Source organism: Persicobacter diffluens (genome assembly GCF_036244895.1).
GTDB lineage: Bacteria > Bacteroidota > Bacteroidia > Cytophagales > Cyclobacteriaceae > Persicobacter > Persicobacter diffluens.
In genome coordinates, this window is sequence record NZ_BQKE01000001.1 from 250111 (window position 1) to 270087 (window position 19977).

A 19977-nucleotide genomic window follows, 5' to 3' on the forward strand; every position below is an offset into this window, starting at 1 on the left:
AGGATGAAAGTTAAAGTAATTAATAAATCAAAGCACGGTCTGCCTCAGTATCAGACTGCTGCTGCTGCCGGACTGGATCTGAATGCTAATTTGGACCAAGATATTGAATTGAAGCCTTTGGAGCGCGTTTTAGTGCCAACTGGTTTGTTTATGGAATTGCCTGTGGGCTTTGAGGCTCAGATTCGCCCAAGGAGTGGACTGGCATTCAAACACGGCTTATCTGTATTGAACAGCCCCGGAACGATTGATGCTGACTATCGCGGAGAGGTGAAAGTGTTGTTGGTGAATTTATCCAATGAGCCTTTTGTGGTGAAAGACGGAGAGCGTGTAGCGCAAATGGTGATTGCGCGCCATGAGCAAATTCAGTGGGAAGAAGTAGCGTTGTTGGAAGATTCTGAAAGAGCTGCGGGTGGCTTTGGCAGCACAGGTAAATAATTTTTTAGAAACCATTAATTTTTAAATCAATGAATATCATCATACCTATGGCCGGTATGGGCAAGCGCATGCGCCCCCACACCCTTACCGTTCCTAAACCATTAGTTCCAATTGCAGGTAAGCCTATCGTGGAGCGTTTGGTGGAGGATATCGTGAAAGTCTGCACGGAACAGATCGACAATATCGGTTTCGTAATCGGTCGCAACTTTGGGGAGGATGTGGAAGCAGACCTTAAAGGGATTGCTGAAAAGTCCGGGGCTCAGGGCCATATTTTCTATCAGGATGAGGCTTTGGGAACCGCTCACGCCATTTATTGCGCCAAGGAGATCTTAGAAGGCAATACGGTAGTGGCTTTTGCTGATACTTTGTTCAAAGCTGATTTCACTTTGGATGTCGAAAAAGATGGCATCATCTGGGTGAAGCAAGTGGAGGATCCTTCTGCTTTTGGGGTCGTACAGCTGGATGACGACAAACAGATCACTGCTTTTGTGGAGAAGCCAAAATCTTTTGTTTCTGATTTGGCGATTATCGGAATATATTATTTCAAGAAAGGGGAAGATTTACGTGCTGAAATCGCCGAGCTGATTGATCATAAAATCATGGATTCCGGAGAGTACCAGCTCACCCGCGTTTTGGAAAACCTGACTTCTAAAGGTACTAAATTCTATCCTGGTACGGTACAGGAATGGTTGGATTGTGGAAACAAAACGGCTACGGTAAATACAAACCACCGCTACCTGGAATACATTAAAGATGATGCTGGTTTGGTAGATGCTTCTGCTCAGGTAATTAATTCAGTAATTATTCCTCCGGTATATATCGGTAAGCAGGCCAGAATTATTAATTCCGTTGTCGGGCCTCATGTTTCTGTTGGGCACAGAACAGAAATTACCGATTCCCGTGTAGAGAATTCGATTATTCAAAAGGACAGTGAGATCAGTCATGCTATTCTGAAAGATTCCATGATTGGTAACCAGGCCGTATTCGAAGGGAAATCCAAAACCATGTCGGTGGGTGATTTCAACACCATTACAGAGTAAACACGCTCGTATATTTAAAGAAGGCAATCGGGCTCCAAACGAGGATCTGGTTGCCTTCTTTTTTGTTTTTTTTCAATTTTTTCCGATTACCATCTAATGGTCCCCTTTCTTTTTTCAATTTTAGGGGAGGATATTAGCTGTTTATCCGTAATTTTCGTTTTACAAAGATAATCTAGTTGTTATCCAAGAATCACATTTTAATCATACGCATATACTAATGAACATTTCCAAATTTTTGCGTGCTGTTGGTTTGAGTCTCATGGTTTTTTTGCTGGCAGGGGGAATTTCTGGTCAGGCTATCGCTCAAAAGAAGAAGAAAAAAAGTAAAAAGAATAAGCAAAAGTCCGAGGTAGTGGTACCAACGGAGAAGGATTTACGAAATGCGGAAATGTTCTTTGCTCAGGCAGAAAAGTTCTACATTCTGGATGATTTCGTGAAGGCATATGTTTATTTCGAAAAATCTCTCGAGTACGATCCCAACAATCCTGCGGCGCATTTTAAGATGGCCGAGATCTCGATGAGAAGAAACCAGAATGAAGATGCCATGACCCACGCTCAAAAAGCTTTGGAGCTCGATAAAACCAATAAGTATTATTATTTGGTGAATGCCGAGGTTTATAAGAAAACCGGTGAGTTAGAGAAAGCCATTCAGGTGTACAAAGATTTGATGGCCAATGTGGAGAAAACCGATGAATTCAATTTTGAATTGGCAGGCCTTTACCTTTACCTGAAAAAGTTTGATGAGGCGCTAGGGGCCTTGGATAAAGTAGAAGAAGTATATGGCTTAAATGAGCAGGTGGTTTTCCAAAAGCAGAAAATTTACATTCAACAAGGGAAGCTGGAAAGCGCAGTAGCTGAAGGTGAAAAATTGATCAAAGCCTTCCCGGATGAACCTCAATTTGTGTTGGCACTATCTGAAATTTTGATTTCCAATAACCGCCTGAATCAGGCACAGGATTTATTAGCGGATTATTTGGAGGATAATAAAAGTGCCGAAGTCCGAATGCTTTTAGGGCAAATACAAGTAGAGCAAGGGGAGCATGAGGTGGGTAAGGCCAACATCCATGTGGCAATGAAGGATCCCAAATTGACGATTGAGGCTAAATTGCCTTATGCGGTCAGCTTATTTCAACAACTTCCAAAGGAGGATGCAAAATTAGAGGCTAAGCAGATGTGTGAAATGCTGGTAAAAGTGCATCCGGAGGAAGCCTCCGCATTTGCGCTTTTTGGGGATTACTATTTCACTTTAGAGGAAAAGGAAAATGCACAGGTGCAATACCTGAAATCTTTGGAGTTGGATGACAATAATTTGGCCGTATGGCAAAATGTGATCAATATTGATTTTGAAAAAGAGGATATGGATGCCGCCATTGCGCATTCCAATAAAGCCTTGGAGCTTTTCCCAAATCAGGCGATGCTGTACTACTTTAATGGTACGGCTTATTTGATGGAGAAAAATTATAAAAATGCGGTTCAGGCATTTGAACAGGGGCGAAAGCTGTCTTCTAATAATGAGCAACTGACCACCGTTTTTTACGGACAGTTGGGGGATGCTTATAATGGTATTGATGACCATGAAAAATCAGACAAAGCCTATAAAGAAGCACTGAATCTGGATCCCAATAGTGAGCATGTTCTGAATAATTACAGTTATTTTTTATCCTTGAGAAAAGAAAATCTGGAGGAAGCCAAGCAGATGTCCGAGAAGTTGATTAAACTGCATCCGGATAATGGAACCTATCTGGATACCTATGGCTGGGTACTCTATCAAATGGGTGATTTTCCGGCGGCCAAAGAATTTTTGAAGAAAGCAGTAGATTTGGGAGAGACTTCCGGAGCTGTTTTGGAGCACTATGGAGATGTTCTTTTTCAACTAGGGGAAGAAAGTGAGGCGCTGGAGTATTGGGAGAAAGCCAAGGTAAAAGGAGATGCTTCCGATTTGTTGGATAAAAAGATTAAGCATCAGAAATTGTATGAATAGGAGTAGTTCCCTATTGATTCTAGCGATATTTTCAATATTTATTTTTTCTTGTAGCCGACGAAATGTCGGCTTTAGATTGGTTGAAAAGAGCGATTTCCAGGTGGATCGCCTGGATTTTGAATACCTTTCCGGTAAAATGAAAGTCAACTTTCACAATGGAGAGAAGGAGTTAGGAGCCACCGTAAATTTAAGAATGAAAGCAGATTCCATTATTTGGATGTCTGTAACGCCCGGCTTGGGAGTGGAGGTGGCCCGGGCTCAATTCACGCCTGAATCTATTACCATCCTGAATAAGCTGAAAAAAGAGGTCTATTATCTGGATTATCAGCAGCTGAGCGAAAAGTATAAAGTAGCGCTTGATTTTTTTGTGTTGCAGTCCATTTTGGTGGGTGATTTAATTGAGCAACAGGTGGATAAGGATCGGGTAAAAAGAGAGAGTAATGTGTTTTTGTTAGACCAGGAAAGGGCTGAAATGCAGTATTTGAGTCGGGTGGATCCCCTCTCCTATCGTATTCAGCGTACCCAGGCCATTCAGGCTAAAACGGGCAATACCTTAACCCTTGAATATTCAGATTTTCAGGAAATAAAAAATAAGAATAAAAAGAAGACCACTAAAGAAAACTATAAGCAGGAGAAAAAGGAAAATAAGAAGGCGGCAAAAATGAACCGTAAGGAACGGAAGTCGGATATTTTTCCTTTTATGAATGAAATTGATGTCGTGTTTCATCCAGTGAGTGGAGGAACATTGTCAACTCATGTGAGGGTGGAGTTTCAGAAAGTGGATATTAATGAGAAGAAGTTAAGCTTCCCATTCAAAGTTACCTCCCGCTATGTTCCGAAATAGATTTTTTCCCTTTTGGATTTTTTTCGCCTTTATTTTTTCCATTGGCTCAATTGAAGTGACTGCACAAAAAAGTAAGCAACAATTAGAGCAGGAACGACAGGTCAATAAGAAAAAGATTGAAGAGACTTCCCGTATTCTTTCAGAAACCATGAATAGCCAAAAGGCCACCGTGGGACAGCTGAATGCCTTAAATGAGCAGATTAAAACGCGTAAAGACATGATGTCCAACATCAATAAAGAAGTGGTGGAGTTAAACGTGCGCATGGGGGAATTGGAGGATATCATCGAAGGGATGGAGGGTGATTTAGTGCAGTTAAAAAAGGAATATGGGGAAATGGCCCATACCGCCTATAAATCCCAATTGAGCCAGAATAATTTAGTCTTTCTATTTTCAGCAGAAACTTTTCATGATTTTGTGCTTCGCCTGGAGTATATGCGGCAATATTCTAAAGCCAGAAAAAATCAGATGGAAATGATTAGCCTGGTCAAGAAAACATTAGAAGACCAAAGAGAAGAAATTGAGGAGGCCAAACAGGAAAAAGATCAGCTTTTGGTCGCACAAATGGGGGAATTCCAGGAGCTGGAAAATCTTCAGAAGAAGCAAAAAACGGTATTGGCGGAATTGAAAACCCGGGGACGGAAGCTGAACAAAGAGCTTAAAGACCGGAAAAAGGCAGATGAAAAGCTGGGTAATTTGATCGCAGATGTGATTCGGACTGAGTTGGCCAAGAAATCATCTGCCAAAAAAGCGGCGGTGAAAAAGGCTGATGTTGCTTTTGTAGGTGCCGATTTTGCCAATTTCAGAAAAAAATTAGAATGGCCGGTAGCCTCCGGTTTTGTCAGTCAGGGCTTTGGTAAACACCCCCATCCTGCTTTGAAAGGGGTTGTGGTGGAGAATCCGGGGGTGGATATTCAAACCCGTAAACAAGAGCTGGTACGGGCAGTACATCAGGGAGTGGTGAAAACCGTGGCCTACGTTCCTGGTGAAATGAATACCGTGGTGATTGTGCAGCATGGGGATTATTTCACGGTTTATGCCAAATTGGAAAGCAGTAAGGTGAAAGTAGGAGAAGCGGTGAATGCTAAGGACCCGATAGGTGTGGTGCATACCGACTCAGACGGGAAGTCAGAATTGCAATTTCAGGTTTGGAAGCAAAAGGAGAAACTTAATCCGCAAGTGTGGTTGCGAAGCCGTTGATACTCAATTTGAAATCCTTTTCGGGCATTTTTGCACGCTAAGGCATATTATGTATATTTGTAATACAATCAAATACCAATTTTAAACTTAAAATTATGATGCCAGGTGGAATGGAATGGGTGGTGATCATCCTTGTAGTCGTGCTTTTATTTGGAGCCAAAAAAATTCCTGAACTGGCTCGTGGTCTTGGAAAAGGGATCCGGGAGTTCAAGGACGCTACAAAAGAGATAAAAGACGAAATTGATGATGCAGGAAAGCAGATTAAGGAATAATCTGTCCTGATTTTTAATACAATTTTTCGAGGCAAACAATAACCTCTCTTTGATGCCATGCAGCAGGGAGAGGTTCAAATTTTTACGGGTTCTCCTTTGGGAGTTCTTTTTTTATGGCATGTTTTTAATTTTCTCGCTTTGAAAAAATTCAATAACCTAACAGAAATTCAATCCGAAATAAGTGCCGGAGCGCTAAATTGTGAGGCTTTGGTAAAGTATTACCTGAAAAATATTGAGCAACAAAAAGAGCTCAATGCTTTTCTGGAAGTTTATCAGGAAGAAGCTCTACAAGAAGCGAATCGGATTGATCAAAAACTGAAGGATGGAACAGCCGGGCGTTTGGCTGGAATGGTCGTGGCGCTTAAAGATGTATTATGTCACGAAGGGCATGAGCTTTCTTGTTCCAGTAAAATGCTAAAAGGTTTTCAATCCCAGTTTACTGCCCCGGCAGTCCAAAGGTTGTTGGCGGAAGATGCCATTGTCATCGGACGGGTAGCCTGTGATGAGTTTGCCATGGGATCATCAAATGAAAATTCAGCATTTGGCCCGGTGAGAAATGCCGCAGACCTTAACAAAGTTCCGGGAGGCTCCTCCGGGGGATCAGCAGTGGCCGTACAGGCGGATTGTTGCTTGCTAAGCTTAGGTTCAGACACCGGAGGTTCGGTGCGACAGCCGGCAGCATTCACAGGTACCATCGGTTTTAAGCCTACTTATTCCCGGATTTCCCGCTATGGCTTGGTTGCTTATGCCTCTTCTTTTGATACCATCGGCATCATTTCCCGCTCCATAGAGGATAATGCCCTGGTATTGGAAATTATTGCCGGATATGAAGAGCAGGACAGCACCGTTTCTCGTAAGGAGGTACCAGCCTATAGCACGCAATTGTCGGAGGAAGGTAGGGTAAAAAAAATCGGCCTCATTCGGGAAACCATGGAGTCTGAGGGACTGAATGAAGAAGTTAAGGCAAAGACGCTGGAAAAAATTGATGCCCTGAAGGCACAGGGGCATCAGGTGGAAACAGTGGAATTTTCCCTCCTGGATTACATTCTACCCACCTATTATATTTTAACCACCGCAGAGGCCAGCTCAAACCTCTCCAGATATGATGGCGTTAAATTCGGGTACCGGTCTCCGAATGGCACAGATTTGGAGTCGATGTACAAGAAATCAAGATCGGAGGGATTTGGGGAAGAGGTGAAGCGCAGAATCATGCTGGGAACATTCGTTTTGAGTGCCAGCTATTATGATGCATATTACACTAAAGCTCAAAAGGTGCGTCGATTGGTAAAGGATCAGGTTGATCAATTATTAAGCGAGTTTGATTTTTTATTGATGCCTACTACTCCGACAACCGCATTTGCCATAGGAGAGCATTCTGAAGATCCTTTGGAGATGTATTTAGCAGATATTTATACCGTTTTAGCAAACGTATGTGGCCTGCCTGCCATTTCCATTCCCAATGGGGAGGATAAGGATGGCATGCCAATAGGTTTACAGATCGTGGGGGGAGCATTTAAGGAGGCTGACTTGTATGCCTTTTCAAAAAAGCTGCTTCCTGCATAGAGGAACAGAGATATGAAGAAATATTTAGGAATTTATGGTTTGTTATTGGCATCCTTCGGGGGTGCCTGGGCCGGAAATTTTCCTGATGGGCGACATAGCCAGCCAGTAGTACACACCAACTACCAATATGAGTATATCCCTGACCCTGGCTTTGAGCTGGTAGGGGAAAGAATGGAGGAGCTTTCTGAGATTACAGAAATTCCGATGAATTATAATCTGAAGGTGAAGAACTTTGTGGATTATTTTACGATTCGGGACCGTTCGTATTCCAAGGAGATTATCCGGAAATCTTACATGTATTTTCCCATTTTTGAAGAAAAATTGGCGGAATATGGTTTGCCGGACGAACTTAAATATCTTTCTATCGTAGAGTCGGGATTGCGCCCTGAGGCGCGTTCCCATGCCGGAGCCATGGGACTTTGGCAATTCATGTATTTTACCGGAAGGGAGTATGGCTTGCATCGTACGTCTTATTATGATGATCGGGTAAACCCGAATCGGGCCACGGAAGCTGCCTGTAAAATGTTTACCAATCTGTATAAGCAGTTCGGTGATTGGGAGCTAGCCTTAGCGGCATATAACTGTGGGCCCGGGAATGTGCGAAAGGCCATGAGACGTTCCGGAAAGAAGCACTTCTGGGACATTTATAATTATTTGCCTCGTGAGACCCGTTCCTATGTTCCTCAATTTGTAGCGGTCACCTATATGATGAAATATGCAGAAGAGCATAATTTATTTGTGGATGATCCGGCCTATTTACCAGAATTTGAAGAAGTATTGGTGAGTCAGTTTACGAATTTGCGGGTATTGGCCAATCAGTTGGATATTTGTCCGGATGATATCCGCATGCTGAATCCTTCCCTAAAGCATGATGCGATTCCTCCTTTTGCAAAATCCTACCCACTGATTTTACCGGTAGAAGCCGCAGAGAAATTTGTTGCCAATCAGGAATATTTACTTGATTCTGCTACTTATGGGCAGAAAGAGATTGATATGGTAGCGCAGAATATTCCGGGTAGTGTCTACGGACGCGAAAGAATTCGTCATCGTGTCAGATCCGGAGATGTATTAGGGAAAATTGCACGTAAATATGGTGTGCGAGTGTCTGATATTCGGGAGTGGAACAATATCAGGGGTACGATGATTCGTGCCGGACAGCGATTAGACATTTGGGTCAAACCTTCCTATTTTGATCGTCAGGCCAATGTTATCGCCAAAAAAGCCGGGACAGCGACTCCTACCCAAAGCAGTGCAAAATCGGTTACTACCATTAACGGAAAGGTTTATGTAGTACAAAGTGGTGATACGCTTTGGAGTATTTGCCAAAAGCTGGAAGGCGTATCGGTGAGTCAATTAAAAAAATTAAATGGTCTTCGATCCAATAAGCTGAATGTAGGACAGAAGCTCAAAATTGGATAATGAGAATTTATTGAAAAAGAAACCGGACTTAGTTCCGGTTTTTTTTGTTGAAGAATGCTAAGCCGAATTATTCACCGCTGTATTTAGCAAAACACTCAATCATCCGGCCATCAATCAATTACAGGTATTTTTCTTTGATTTTTTATAGCCTAAATTTGGGTAAGCTTGCTTCCTCTTCATTGATCTGCTTCCTTGGGAAAAACTGAAATAGGCAACAATTCCTTCATTTTTCCCACCTTGCACTTAAACGAGTATTTAAGCATGCGTAATTCGGGTTTAAATAATTACTTTGCATTTAAATTTATAACCGAATAATTCAGGTCTGAAAATATTTTTCAATCAATCATTACAGATGATGCGTATTCATAAATCATTCGGAAGTGTATTGGCCATTTTATTGATGGTAGCAGCTTTTGGCTGTGAATCTACTTCCTCCAAGAAAAAGAAAAAAGAGTATTTACCCGCTTCCCGTGGAGTGTTCGGTCAGATTTTACTGGTCATGGATTCCGCCTCCATGAAGGGCCCTATCGGAGATGCTTTGGATGAGGTGTTTTTAAGTCCTTATGCCGTGCTTCCACAGTCTGAGCCTAAATTCAAGATTTTACGAATTACACCGGAAGACTTTACGGCTTCCCTATTGTTCCAGGCCAATGTGGTTCGGGTATATTCTTCTGACAACCGCTCTAAGTCGGCAGATTTAACCAAACAGGCGATGCCCAAAAGCATTTTGTCTAAATTGTCTTCGACGGATCCTTCAGATTATATGGCAGTCGCCAAAGACGTATACGCCCGCGGGCAGGAGGTCATGTTTCTTTACGGAAATACCCAGGAGGAATTGGCCGGAAAAATCATGATGCATGCTGATGTGATTCAACAGCATTTTAACGAAAGAGAGAAAAAACGAATTCGGACCGATATTTACTCTTCCAAAGAGTCTAAAGAATTGGGCAAGCATATTCAGGATAAATTTGGAGTAAAATTGAGAATCCCCTTTGCTTATAAAAAGGCAGACGAAGGGCAACAGTTTATCTGGTTCCGTAACCCGGGACAGAAAATTGATAAGAGCTTTTTCTTAACAGAAACTCCATTTGTGAGTGAATCCCAATTGGAGCCGGATTCCATTATTGCTTTCCGTGATCGCGTCTGTAAAGAGTATGTATTGGGGAATGATGATCCGGATTCCTACATGCTGACCCAAACCATTTTGAAACCGGAAACCAGAACCGTGGATTTTAATGGCAAATATGCCGTAGAGATCCGTGGGCTATGGAGATTGAATGAAATCGCTATGGGTGGTCCGTATGTTGGGTATGCCATTGTGGATGAAGCGCAACAGAAACTATTTTATCTAGAGGGATTTGCTTACCGTCCGGGGGGAAATAAAAGAGAGTTAATCCGCGAACTGGAAGCCATTTTGTGGACATTCCAAACCTCTGACGAACTGCCGAAACAAAGTGCCGCGAAATAGGGAGCACAAACGCGCAATAACCAAACCCTCATATGTCTGTTTTTTGGTAAACCGCTGAGGTTTAATGAAGGCAGGCATGAAATCATAAACAAACAAATACCATTTATATGTCGGAAAAATTAAAACGGGATGCGCTGGCTTACCACCAGCAGGGTCAACCCGGAAAGATTGAGGTGGTTCCTACCAAACCTATGAGTACGCAACTGGATTTGGCCTTGGCCTATTCTCCAGGAGTGGCGGAACCTTGTTTAGAGATTGAAAGAGACCAACGAAATTCTTACAAATACACCGCCAAGGGAAATTTGGTGGGCGTAATTTCAAACGGTACGGCCGTTTTAGGATTAGGGAATATTGGAGCAGAAGCCTCCAAGCCGGTGATGGAAGGAAAAGGCGTGCTTTTTAAGAAATTTGCCGGAATAGATGTTTTCGATATTGAAATTGATGAGGAAGATCCGGATAAATTTATTCAGATCGTAAAATCACTGGAACCCACTTTCGGCGGGGTTAACCTGGAAGATATCAAAGCACCGGAGAGTTTTAAGATTGAGCAGGAGTTGATCGAGCAAATGAACATTCCAGTGATGCATGATGATCAGCATGGGACAGCCATTATTTCTTCTGCAGCCTTGCTAAGTGCTTTGGAGATTGTAAAGAAGCCGATTGAATCCTTAAAAATCGTGGTGAACGGAGCGGGTGCTTCTGCCATTGCCTGTACGAAACTTTATGTTTCATTGGGTGCCAGAAAAGAAAATATCCTGATGCTGGATTCCCGAGGAGTTATTCGAAAAGATCGTGGTGAACTGGCGCCAAGTAAAGCACTTTTCGCTACTGATCGTACAGATGTTAGTACATTGGAAGAAGCTCTTGCTGGAGCAGATATGTTTCTGGGGCTTTCCAAAGGAAATGTGCTTTCTCCGGAAGCCGTGAAATCGATGGCCAAGGACCCGATTGTTTTTGCTTTGGCGAATCCGGATCCGGAAATTCCCTATGAAACCGCGATGGCTTCCCGGGATGATATCATTATGGCAACAGGGCGTTCAGATCACCCCAACCAGGTAAATAACGTATTGGGATTCCCCTATATTTTCCGTGGGGCACTGGATGTGCAGGCCACCAAAATTAATGAAGCCATGAAATTGGCGGCTGTTCGTGCATTAGCCGAAATGGCCAAGGAAAATGTACCGGAAACGGTAAAGCAGGCATATAATGATCCGACCATTGCGTTTGGAAAAGAGTATTTGATCCCAAAGCCACTTGATCCAAGATTGATCAGCCGAATTTCACCAGCGGTGGCGAAAGCAGCGATTGAATCCGGAGTGGCCAAATCCAAGATTGATGACTGGGATGCCTATGTGGTGGAATTGGAAGAGCGTATCGGTATTCACCAGAGTCTCATCCGTCATTTGATTTCCACAGCCAAAAGGAATCCAAAACGTGTCGTATTGGTAGATGGAGAATCTTCTAAAATGCTGCAGGCAGCTTACAGCATTTTGCATGAAGGCATTGGGCACCCCATACTTTTGGGGAATGCAGAGGTGATCAAAAACCGAATCGAAGAGCTACAGCTGGATCTGGATGGTGTTGAGGTGATCAATCCGATGATCGAGAAGGCCAAACGGGAAGTTTTCGGACAGCTGATGTGGGAAAAACGTAAGCGAAAAGGCCTCACGATGAAGCAGTCCATTAAGCAGATGCGCAATCGGAATAATTTTGCTTCCATGATGGTGGAACACGGAGAGGCTGATGTGGTCGTTGGTGGAGTGACGCAGGATTATCCAAGTGCGCTGATTCCGAATCTTCGAATTATCGGAAAGCGAGCAGGCGTGGATCGTGTGGCTGGTCTTTACATTGTTTCCAGTAACAATAAGCCCTATTTCTTTGCAGATACCGCCGTAAACGTTAATCCAACCGCAAAGGAATTGGCGGAGATCATTAGCCTGACGGCAGAGCGTGTTCGTTCTTTCAATATTGAGCCAAGGATTGCCGTACTTTCCTATTCCAACTTCGGTTCCTCTCAGGGGGACGTCCCTACAAAAGTACAAGAGGCAGTGGAGCTGGCCAAACAGCAGCATCCGGACCTGATCATCGAAGGAGATATTCAGGCCAATGTAGCGGTTAATCCGGAATTGCAAAAAGAGATTTATCCTTTCAGTGCGCTGGCAGAGAAAGGAGCCAATACCCTGATTTTCCCTGACCTGGCCTCTGGTAATATCGCTTACAAGCTCTTAATGGAGATGGGGGGTACCGATGCGATTGGCCCGATCCTGATGGGCATGAACAAACCGGTACAGATATTACAAATGGGGGCTTCTGTACGCGAAATCGTACAACTGGCCGCTATTGGTGTGGTGGAAGCCCAAAAAGCGTAAAAGAAACAAAATTAATAAGGATACAAAAAGTCTGGCCCGGAGGTCGGACTTTTTTGTTTTACGGTTTTTCTGGCGCTTCATGAGCTTGCTACTTCTAGTTTTTGTTATAATTTTCAAGAATTGTCGGCAAATCAATTAGCTTTGTATTCACAATAAAGCCCGACGGATTTGCCGGGAATTGGAGGAAGCAAAAGCTGTTTGAATATGCCTATCGTTAAATCAGATTTTTTGGTATTAGGAAGTGGGATTGCAGGATTAAACTTTGCCTTAAATGTGGCCGATCATGGAAAAGTCCATATTGTAACGAAGTCGGAGCCTCAGGAATCCAACACTCGTTACGCACAGGGGGGAATAGCCGGGGTGTGGTCTGAAAATGATGATGAAGAACTTCACTATAAAGATACTTTGATTGCAGGTGCCGGATTATGCCATCCGGATGCGGTAAAAGTATTGGTAGAGGAAGGTCCTGATCGATTAAGAGATTTGATTGAACAAGGCTGTGAATTTGATAAAAATGCAGACGGCACTTACTCGCTGGCCAAAGAGGGTGGTCATTCCCGTCACCGGATCCTGCATAAGGCGGATTTGACAGGAGCAGAAATTGAGCGCGCCTTGTTAGCCAAAGTGAAAGCCCACCCGAATATTACCATCTTTGATCATCATATGGGGGTGGATTTAATCACTGAACACCATGTGCTGGGAAATTTACAGGCTGATTTTAATATCTGTTTCGGAGCCTATGTGCTCGATATTCAGGCACGGCGTGTAATTCCTTTTCAGGCAGATTTTACCATGATTGCCACCGGAGGAGCTTCTCAGGCTTACCAGCATACCACTAATCCGGAGGTGGCTACGGGTGATGGCCTGGCTATGGCCTATCGGGCCGGAGTGCGGATCGCGAATATGGAATTTGTACAGTTTCACCCTACCTGTTTGTATAACCCGGGAAAGAAACCCTTCCTGATTACAGAGGCCATGCGTGGCCATGGAGGGCAGCTGCGAAATGCCAAAGGAGAACGTTTCATGGAGAAATATGATGAGCGTTTAGAGTTGGCACCACGCGATATTGTAGCCCGGGCCATTGATACGGAAATGAAGAACCTGCGCTCCAATTGCGTTTATTTGGATTTGACGCATATTGGCGGAGCGGAATTGTCCAAGCGCTTTCCCAATATTTATCGCCATTGTAAAGCAGAATTGGGTCTTGATATTGGTAAGGATTATATTCCGGTAACGCCTGCCGCGCACTACGTTTGTGGTGGAATAATGACCAACTTGAATGGTTTGACTTCCATGCAAAATCTGTATGCCGGAGGAGAATCAGCCCATACCGGTATTCACGGGGGGAACCGTCTGGCATCTAACTCGCTGTTGGAAGCTTTGGTGTTTACGCATCGGGCAGCGGAAAAAATCATTTCCAAGCGCCTTAAAAATCGACGCAATTTTTCCCATATCGTCATTCCTTCCTGGGATGATTCCGGAGCCAAGAATAAGGAAGAATGGTATCTGGTGCGAAATAACCTGACCCAGATTAAGGACGTGATGTGGGATTATGTGGGAATTGTCCGGTCGAAAATTCGCCTGACCAGTGCTTACAAACGAATGAAAGTCTTTAATAAAGAAATTGAAGACTATTATAAGAAAACAAGGATTTCTCCGGAATTACTGGAATTGAGAAATTGTGGCGCCATCGCCGATATGATCATCCAGTCGGCCTTACGTCGAAATGAAAGCCGGGGAGCCCACTTTATGAGCGATTATCCGGAGAGCCTGGAGCAGTATAAAAAAAATACTATTATCGTTGGTAAGATTTAATCCGAATTATACCTGCCTAATACTACGTTTAACTTATGGGCGGGAAAAATGAAGGGGTTTTTCTTAAAGAAACAGCGGAGTGAGGTGAAAGCTGGCTCACCCTTGGGTTAATAAAAAATCAAAAATAAAGGCTTTAATGTGCTGAAAATAGACCTCTTGACTATATATGTGAAATTTGGAGGTGTGTATTTCGGTTTAAATGTCTTTTGGTTTTAGTTCTTCCAAAGTGGCTTTTGTACCACAATGTGGACAATATAAAGCCGGTTTATGAATGATTTGAAAATCTCCAATACTCCACCACGACCCACATTGAGCACAGCGGAAATGGTATAAAATTTCTTTACTATATTGGTGCTTATTTTTTTGACCCATATTGACCGTATTTTTCCTGCTTATGAATGAGATGTATTTTATTGTAACACCTTAAGTTGGGAAAATAGATTTGAAAAAACATGCTGAAGAGAATGATATTATTCTGGGCGATTATGCTTGGAATGCTTTATGTGGCGCATGCCCAAAAAGTAGGTGATAAATTTAAGGGAGAGATCTCTTACTATGCAGATAAGTTCAATGGTCGCTCCACAGCCAGTGGAGAGAAATTTTCCAATAAAGCTTATACTTGTGCGCACCGAACCCTTCCTTTTGGAACTAAGGTGAGGGTAACCAACACTTACAACGGGAAAACCGTGGAGGTGAAAGTTACCGACCGCGGGCCTTTTTCTAAAGGAAGAGTATTGGATCTGACTAAACAGGCGATGAAGGATCTCGGAGGAGTAGAGGCCGGACTGATCAAGGGCGTGGTAGAAGTGATTGCCCTGCCGGTAGAATATGGGGGAGATAAGCCCGCTCCGGCATCAAAAAAAACGGAGCCTACAGCCCAGCAAAAGCCTAATAAGGCTCCTTCCGCGCCAGTGGCTGTGGAGGAAGTTGTTGCTCCTGCGGTTATTGAGGTTTTTGAAATTGAAGCGAAAAGTATGCAACTGGAGGGCGGTTTTGTCGTCCAGTTGGGTTCTTTCAATTCTTACGAAAATATGTTGGCTAATCTGGATAAAATCATGGGCTTGGGCAAAAGCCGGGTGCAGGTGGTCGCACAAAAAAAAGAGACTATTTTTCGGGTATTGTTGGGGCATTATCCGGATCGGGCTGCTGCAGAGGCAGATCTCCCCAGAGTTCGAAAAGTTAATAAAGATGCTTTTGTGGTGCCGGTAGACCGATTGCTTTAACTCGAATTTTTACCGCTAAATTTAATGATCTAACCCAAGGTGCTTATTGCTAATTAATTACAAGTATTTTTTTTGGTTTTTTATCACCCCAATTTGGGTGAGCTTGCTTCCTTCATATTCCTCTGTTTCATGGGAAAAAACTCGAGATAGCGGACTGTTCCTTCATTTTTTCCGCCTGGCAGCTAAACGAGGATTTTAGCATGAATAATCCGGGTTAAGCAGGCATTATATGGGTTAAAAAAGAAAAACCGACTCGTAAGCCGGTTTTAATTTTATTTTTTATGTCCCAGAGGTAAAAGCTCCTTTCCGTAAATTTCATTCAGAATCTGCGCCAGCGCATCATACATGGCCATGGCTCCGCAGAATATACCGACAATTCCGGCGAAATTGGTAATCGCATGGTTGTCCAGAAAGTCTCCGGCGGCTAAGAGGAAGAAAAGGGCCGCCAGTGATCCGAAGATGACTTGAGATACCCGGTTACTTTTTAGTGTTCCTACAAACATTCCGGAGGTGAAAATTCCCCAGATCAATAAGTACCAGCCCATGGCTTGTTTGCTGGCAGCTTCTACATTCAGGTCAGCCTGAGGGAGAATCCAAATGGCTACCAAGGATAACCAAAAGAAGCCGTAAGCAGTAAAGGCTGTTGCGCCAAAGGTGTTGTTCTTTTTGGATTCCTGAATTCCTGCCACTACCTGTGCCAGTCCTCCCACAAAAATACCCATCCCCATGATGGCGGAGTTTACTCCAAAAAGACCGGCATTGTGCAGGTTCAATAAGATGGTGGTCATGCCAAATCCCAAAAGTCCAAGCGGAGCAGGATTGGCCGTAGTGTCCTTTACAGCGACAATGTCTAAGTTTTGCATTTTAGTTTGAAATGATAAAATAAATGGTCGATTTCCTAAATAATGATCTTTATCAGGAAATTCGGCTGCGAAAATAGAGGTTTAATTTTGATACCACAAGAGCCGTGGTAATTCTTGCGAAAGTAGTGGATTAATCCTTTTTTTACTTGTGTAACAAAAGTCATAGAAGGCCTGCATAAATAGCCTTTCATTTGTAATCAGAATCGCGGAGCAATGCTTTCAGGTTCAATTCTTTAGTAAATAATGTTGCAAAAACACGAATCCAAAGTTTGCCCGAGATGTGGCAACAAATTTGAATGTAAAGTTGGAAATATCGCCGAATGCCAATGCAGTGCGGTAACTTTTTCTCCGGAGGAGAAAGAATTTATCAAAGCCAAGGCTTTTTCGGATTGTATTTGCGTGCATTGTATGCGGGAATTGAAGCAGGAATTTTTCGAGCAACAGCGAAGCGTGCAAATGAAACAAATTAAGCAAAGATAAAATCCCCGGGAGGGGCGCAGGTTTTTATGAACAAGCAAGAAACAATCATCATCGTTGGAGGTCTTTCAGCAGGACCATCCGCTGCAGCCAAAGCAAGAAGAATGAACGAGAATGCTCGTATTCTTCTTTTCGAAAAAACCGATTACATCAGTTATGCCACTTGTGGTATTCCTTATACTTTTTCGAATACCATACAGAGCAGAGAAAAGTTGTTGGTGGTAAAACCCAATCTATTGGAAAACAGGTTTGGTGTAGAGATGCATTTGAATGAGCCGGTGATGGACATTCTGCCTGATCAGCATCAGGTCATTACATCAGCGGGTACTTATGCGTATGATAAATTGATTTTTGCCACTGGTGCCCGTGCTTTTGTACCGGAAATCAAAAATTTAGAGCTAACGCAGGATTGGTCGAACGTACGTTCCATGGCTGATTTTGATAAAGTTTACAACGGACTTGATGCCATGCATGATATCGTGGTATTGGGAGCAGGACTGATCGGAATTGAAGCAGCTGAAAACCTGGCCAAAGCAGGGAAAAAAGTTACAGTGGTCGAATTAGCACCTTCCGTACTGGCTGCCTGGGATGCTAAATTTGGGTATTTCGCGGAACAAGCCCTGAATGAAGGAGGGGTTGACGTGATTACCGGTGAAGGAATTTCAGAGGTGGTTGTCGAAGAGGGCAAATTGAAAGCCGTGATTGTGGGAGATCGTACTATTCCTGCAGATTACCTGATGACTGCCGTAGGTGGACGTCCCAACACTGAAATGTTAAAAGATAAAGGAGCGGAAACTTTATCCAATGGTGCTTTGGTGGTGAATGATAAAATGGAGACCTCTTTGGCGGATATTTATGCTGCTGGAGACAACGTGTCGATTAAAAACCTGATCAACGGCGAGGCTGGTTATTTCCCTATGGGCACGCATTCCAATAAAGGTGGACGTGTTGCGGGTGCCAATGCTGTCGGTGGAAATGAGCGTTTTCCCGGGGCTTATGGTACAGCGATCGTGAAAGTATTTGATTATACTTTAGCGCGTACAGGCTTTAATGAGCGTGCATTGAAGATGAGGGAGATTCCTTACCAAAGTACTTTAATCATTGCCGGAGCGACTCCCGGATTTTATCCTAATCCAAAGGATTTGATCGTGGAGATTTATTATGATCCAACTACAGGTACTTTATTAGGAGCAGAAGTTTTTGGGGAAAAAGGAGCAGATAAACGTATTGATGTTTTGTCTACCGCCATTTATGCGAAGCTAACAGTACATGATTTGCCTAATCTGGATTTGGCTTACGCCCCTCCATTCTCTCCGGCAAAAGATCCGGTGATTGTAGCAGGATATACGGCTTCCAATACCCTGAAATTTGTTCATGAGGAAATCAGCCCAAGAAATCTGACCACCTTCCAGAAAGAAACGCCTTCAGAAGATTACCAGTTGGTGGATGTGCGTAATCCGCAGGAATTGGCCAATCAGGGTCAGGTACCGGGTGCGATCAATATTCCATTGGATCAATTGAGAGAAAGAATAAATGAGCTGGATCCTGCCAAGCAACAGGTGATTTATTGCCAGAAAGGATTGAGAGGCTATTTGGCTTCTATGATCCTGGTGAACTCTGGCTTCACGAAAGTGAAAAATGTTCAGGGAGGATTCTTCTTATATAAAAAATCAGGCTATGAGGTCGTGCCTCAGGCTGTAAATGCTTAAGCATTGATTTATCCTTAAAAAACGGAAGGGTCTGTACTGAATTTAGTACAGACCCTTTATTTTTCACCAGAAACCGGTTTTTTCTTCTTTTCCATTAATTCATCCGAGATGTCCAGTATCGCCGGGTAGACCCCCACTTGGGAGTCATTCTGTATCCAAATGAGTACAATCTCTTTTTGGGGCAAAATACCCCCAAATCCGGAGAAGCCGAAGGTTTGCCCGCCATGTCCATATAGATCCATTAAATGCATAATGCCCATTCCATAACTGCCTAAAGGCCCAATATCTGCAAAATGAGCGGTCCGCAATAAGTTGGTGGTTTCCGGGTATTTGAAGAACTCTCCTCCCCACCATTTCCGGATGAAAACCGCCATATCCGGCAAAGTACTGACCATTTCCCCACTCGCTCCGGCTAATGAAAAGGCCATATTGATTTTTTTGCCATCAAAATAACCCTGCATTTTTTTCGACAATTCCTCTTTATTCATTCTTGTACCAAATTTGGTGCGCTGCAGATTGGCAGGGTCTAAAATATGCTCCTGAATGTAATCCTGCCATGGTTTCCCACTCACGGTTTCGATAAGAATGCCTAAGGCCAGATAAGCCGTATTGCTGTAATGCCATTTTTTATTTGGAGGCCCATAACTTCCTTCAATATTGGAGTTTCGAATAAGCTCTCGTGGTTTAAAACGTACTTTCCCCTCATAGCCATATTTATCAACTGTAGCCTGATCGGTACCGTCGTCCAGGTAATCAAATATGCCGGCAGTGTGGTTAAGCATGTTCAATATGGAAATGGAATCACTCCAATTTTTTTTCTTCCATCGATTTAAATTTTTAGCCCAGGGCTCCTCTATATAGAATGTAAAGGGTTTGTAGATGTTCAACAAGCTATCCTCATGTAATTGCAAAATGGCCGTTGCGATAAACATCTTGGTCATCGAACCAATTTCCACATAATAATTCCCTAAAGCCGGAACATTTTGTTCTTTATTGGCAAGGCCGGCAACGGCCATCCATTGCCGACCATTGGGAAAGTCTATTAGGCATAGGGTTCCCGTTTGATGATGCGATTCGGAAGAGACCAAAACCCGCTCATTGAGCCATTCCGGTGCGTGCTCCGTTTGGGGGAAAGCAGGCTGAGCGCATAAAAGAAGAGAAAGAAGAAGTAAGGTAAGTTTTCGGACCATAAGACGTTCTTTTTAAAAGTAACGTAAGGAGGCCGTCATCTGGATTAATCTATAGGGATAAATATAAATAATTCTATATTGCGTATTATCTCTTAGGGGGAAAAGGGCATT

Annotated in this window: 16 protein-coding genes; 14 read left to right on the forward strand and 2 right to left on the reverse strand. The window is 43.3% G+C overall.

Going from position 1 to position 19977, the window contains the following annotated elements:
* The first annotated feature begins 3 nt into the window (after positions 1–3).
* The 12 genes from dut to AAA970_RS01070 all read left to right on the forward strand — a co-directional run bounded on the left by dut (position 4) and on the right by AAA970_RS01070 (position 15627).
* Positions 4–435, forward strand: coding sequence for a dUTP diphosphatase (gene dut / locus AAA970_RS01015; RefSeq protein ID WP_338235646.1), 432 nt, complete (start codon positions 4–6; stop codon positions 433–435).
* Between the two features lie 29 nt (positions 436–464).
* Positions 465–1475, forward strand: coding sequence for a sugar nucleotidyltransferase (locus tag AAA970_RS01020; RefSeq protein ID WP_338235647.1), 1011 nt, complete (start codon positions 465–467; stop codon positions 1473–1475).
* Between the two features lie 217 nt (positions 1476–1692).
* Positions 1693–3456: a tetratricopeptide repeat protein gene (locus AAA970_RS01025; protein ID WP_338235648.1), complete on the forward strand. Its 1764-nt coding sequence runs from the start codon at positions 1693–1695 to the stop codon at positions 3454–3456.
* Entirely contained in the window at positions 3449–4300 is an 852-nt protein-coding gene (gene lolB1, locus AAA970_RS01030) for a lipoprotein insertase outer membrane protein LolB1 (RefSeq protein WP_479531366.1), read from the forward strand. Before AAA970_RS01025 ends, lolB1 begins: the two co-directional genes overlap by 8 nt.
* A 55-nt stretch (positions 4301–4355) precedes the next feature.
* The gene (locus tag AAA970_RS01035) at positions 4356–5498 is read left to right on the forward strand and encodes a murein hydrolase activator EnvC family protein (protein WP_338235650.1); all 1143 of its coding nucleotides are present in this window, start codon (positions 4356–4358) and stop codon (positions 5496–5498) included.
* Positions 5499–5593: 95 nt separating this feature from the next.
* Positions 5594–5770 (forward strand): twin-arginine translocase TatA/TatE family subunit, encoded by a 177-nt coding sequence (gene tatA, locus AAA970_RS01040; RefSeq protein WP_072159092.1) that lies wholly within the window; start codon positions 5594–5596, stop codon positions 5768–5770.
* A gap of 138 nt (positions 5771–5908) precedes the next feature.
* Positions 5909–7333 (forward strand): Asp-tRNA(Asn)/Glu-tRNA(Gln) amidotransferase subunit GatA, encoded by a 1425-nt coding sequence (gene gatA / locus AAA970_RS01045; protein ID WP_338235651.1) that lies wholly within the window; start codon positions 5909–5911, stop codon positions 7331–7333.
* Between the two features lie 12 nt (positions 7334–7345).
* Positions 7346–8752 (forward strand): lytic transglycosylase domain-containing protein, encoded by a 1407-nt coding sequence (locus AAA970_RS01050; RefSeq protein ID WP_338235652.1) that lies wholly within the window; start codon positions 7346–7348, stop codon positions 8750–8752.
* Between the two features lie 352 nt (positions 8753–9104).
* On the forward strand, positions 9105–10220 hold the full coding sequence (locus tag AAA970_RS01055; RefSeq protein ID WP_338235653.1) for a DUF4837 family protein: 1116 nt from the start codon (positions 9105–9107) through the stop codon (positions 10218–10220).
* Between the two features lie 107 nt (positions 10221–10327).
* Positions 10328–12589, forward strand: coding sequence for an NADP-dependent malic enzyme (locus AAA970_RS01060; RefSeq protein ID WP_338235654.1), 2262 nt, complete (start codon positions 10328–10330; stop codon positions 12587–12589).
* A gap of 204 nt (positions 12590–12793) precedes the next feature.
* A complete protein-coding gene (gene nadB, locus AAA970_RS01065) occupies positions 12794–14404 on the forward strand; it encodes an L-aspartate oxidase (RefSeq protein ID WP_338235655.1) in 1611 nt (536 codons plus the stop codon).
* 452 nt (positions 14405–14856) lie between these two features.
* A complete protein-coding gene (locus tag AAA970_RS01070; protein ID WP_338235656.1) occupies positions 14857–15627 on the forward strand; it encodes a septal ring lytic transglycosylase RlpA family protein in 771 nt (256 codons plus the stop codon).
* A gap of 272 nt (positions 15628–15899) precedes the next feature.
* Here the strand turns inward: AAA970_RS01070 and AAA970_RS01075 are convergent, their stop codons facing one another.
* Positions 15900–16490, reverse strand: coding sequence for an acetate uptake transporter (locus AAA970_RS01075; protein ID WP_338235657.1), 591 nt, complete (start codon positions 16488–16490; stop codon positions 15900–15902).
* 243 nt (positions 16491–16733) lie between these two features.
* Here AAA970_RS01075 and AAA970_RS27790 point away from each other — a divergent pair, with 243 nt between their 5' ends.
* Positions 16734–16970, forward strand: coding sequence for a cysteine-rich CWC family protein (locus tag AAA970_RS27790; RefSeq protein WP_060685184.1), 237 nt, complete (start codon positions 16734–16736; stop codon positions 16968–16970).
* Between the two features lie 26 nt (positions 16971–16996).
* On the forward strand, positions 16997–18676 hold the full coding sequence (locus AAA970_RS01080; RefSeq protein WP_338235658.1) for an FAD-dependent oxidoreductase: 1680 nt from the start codon (positions 16997–16999) through the stop codon (positions 18674–18676).
* A 56-nt stretch (positions 18677–18732) separates the two neighbouring features.
* On the opposite strand, the gene AAA970_RS01085 is transcribed toward AAA970_RS01080, so the two are convergent.
* On the reverse strand, positions 18733–19866 hold the full coding sequence (locus AAA970_RS01085) for a serine hydrolase domain-containing protein (RefSeq protein WP_338235659.1): 1134 nt from the start codon (positions 19864–19866) through the stop codon (positions 18733–18735).
* Positions 19867–19977 lie beyond the last annotated feature (111 nt).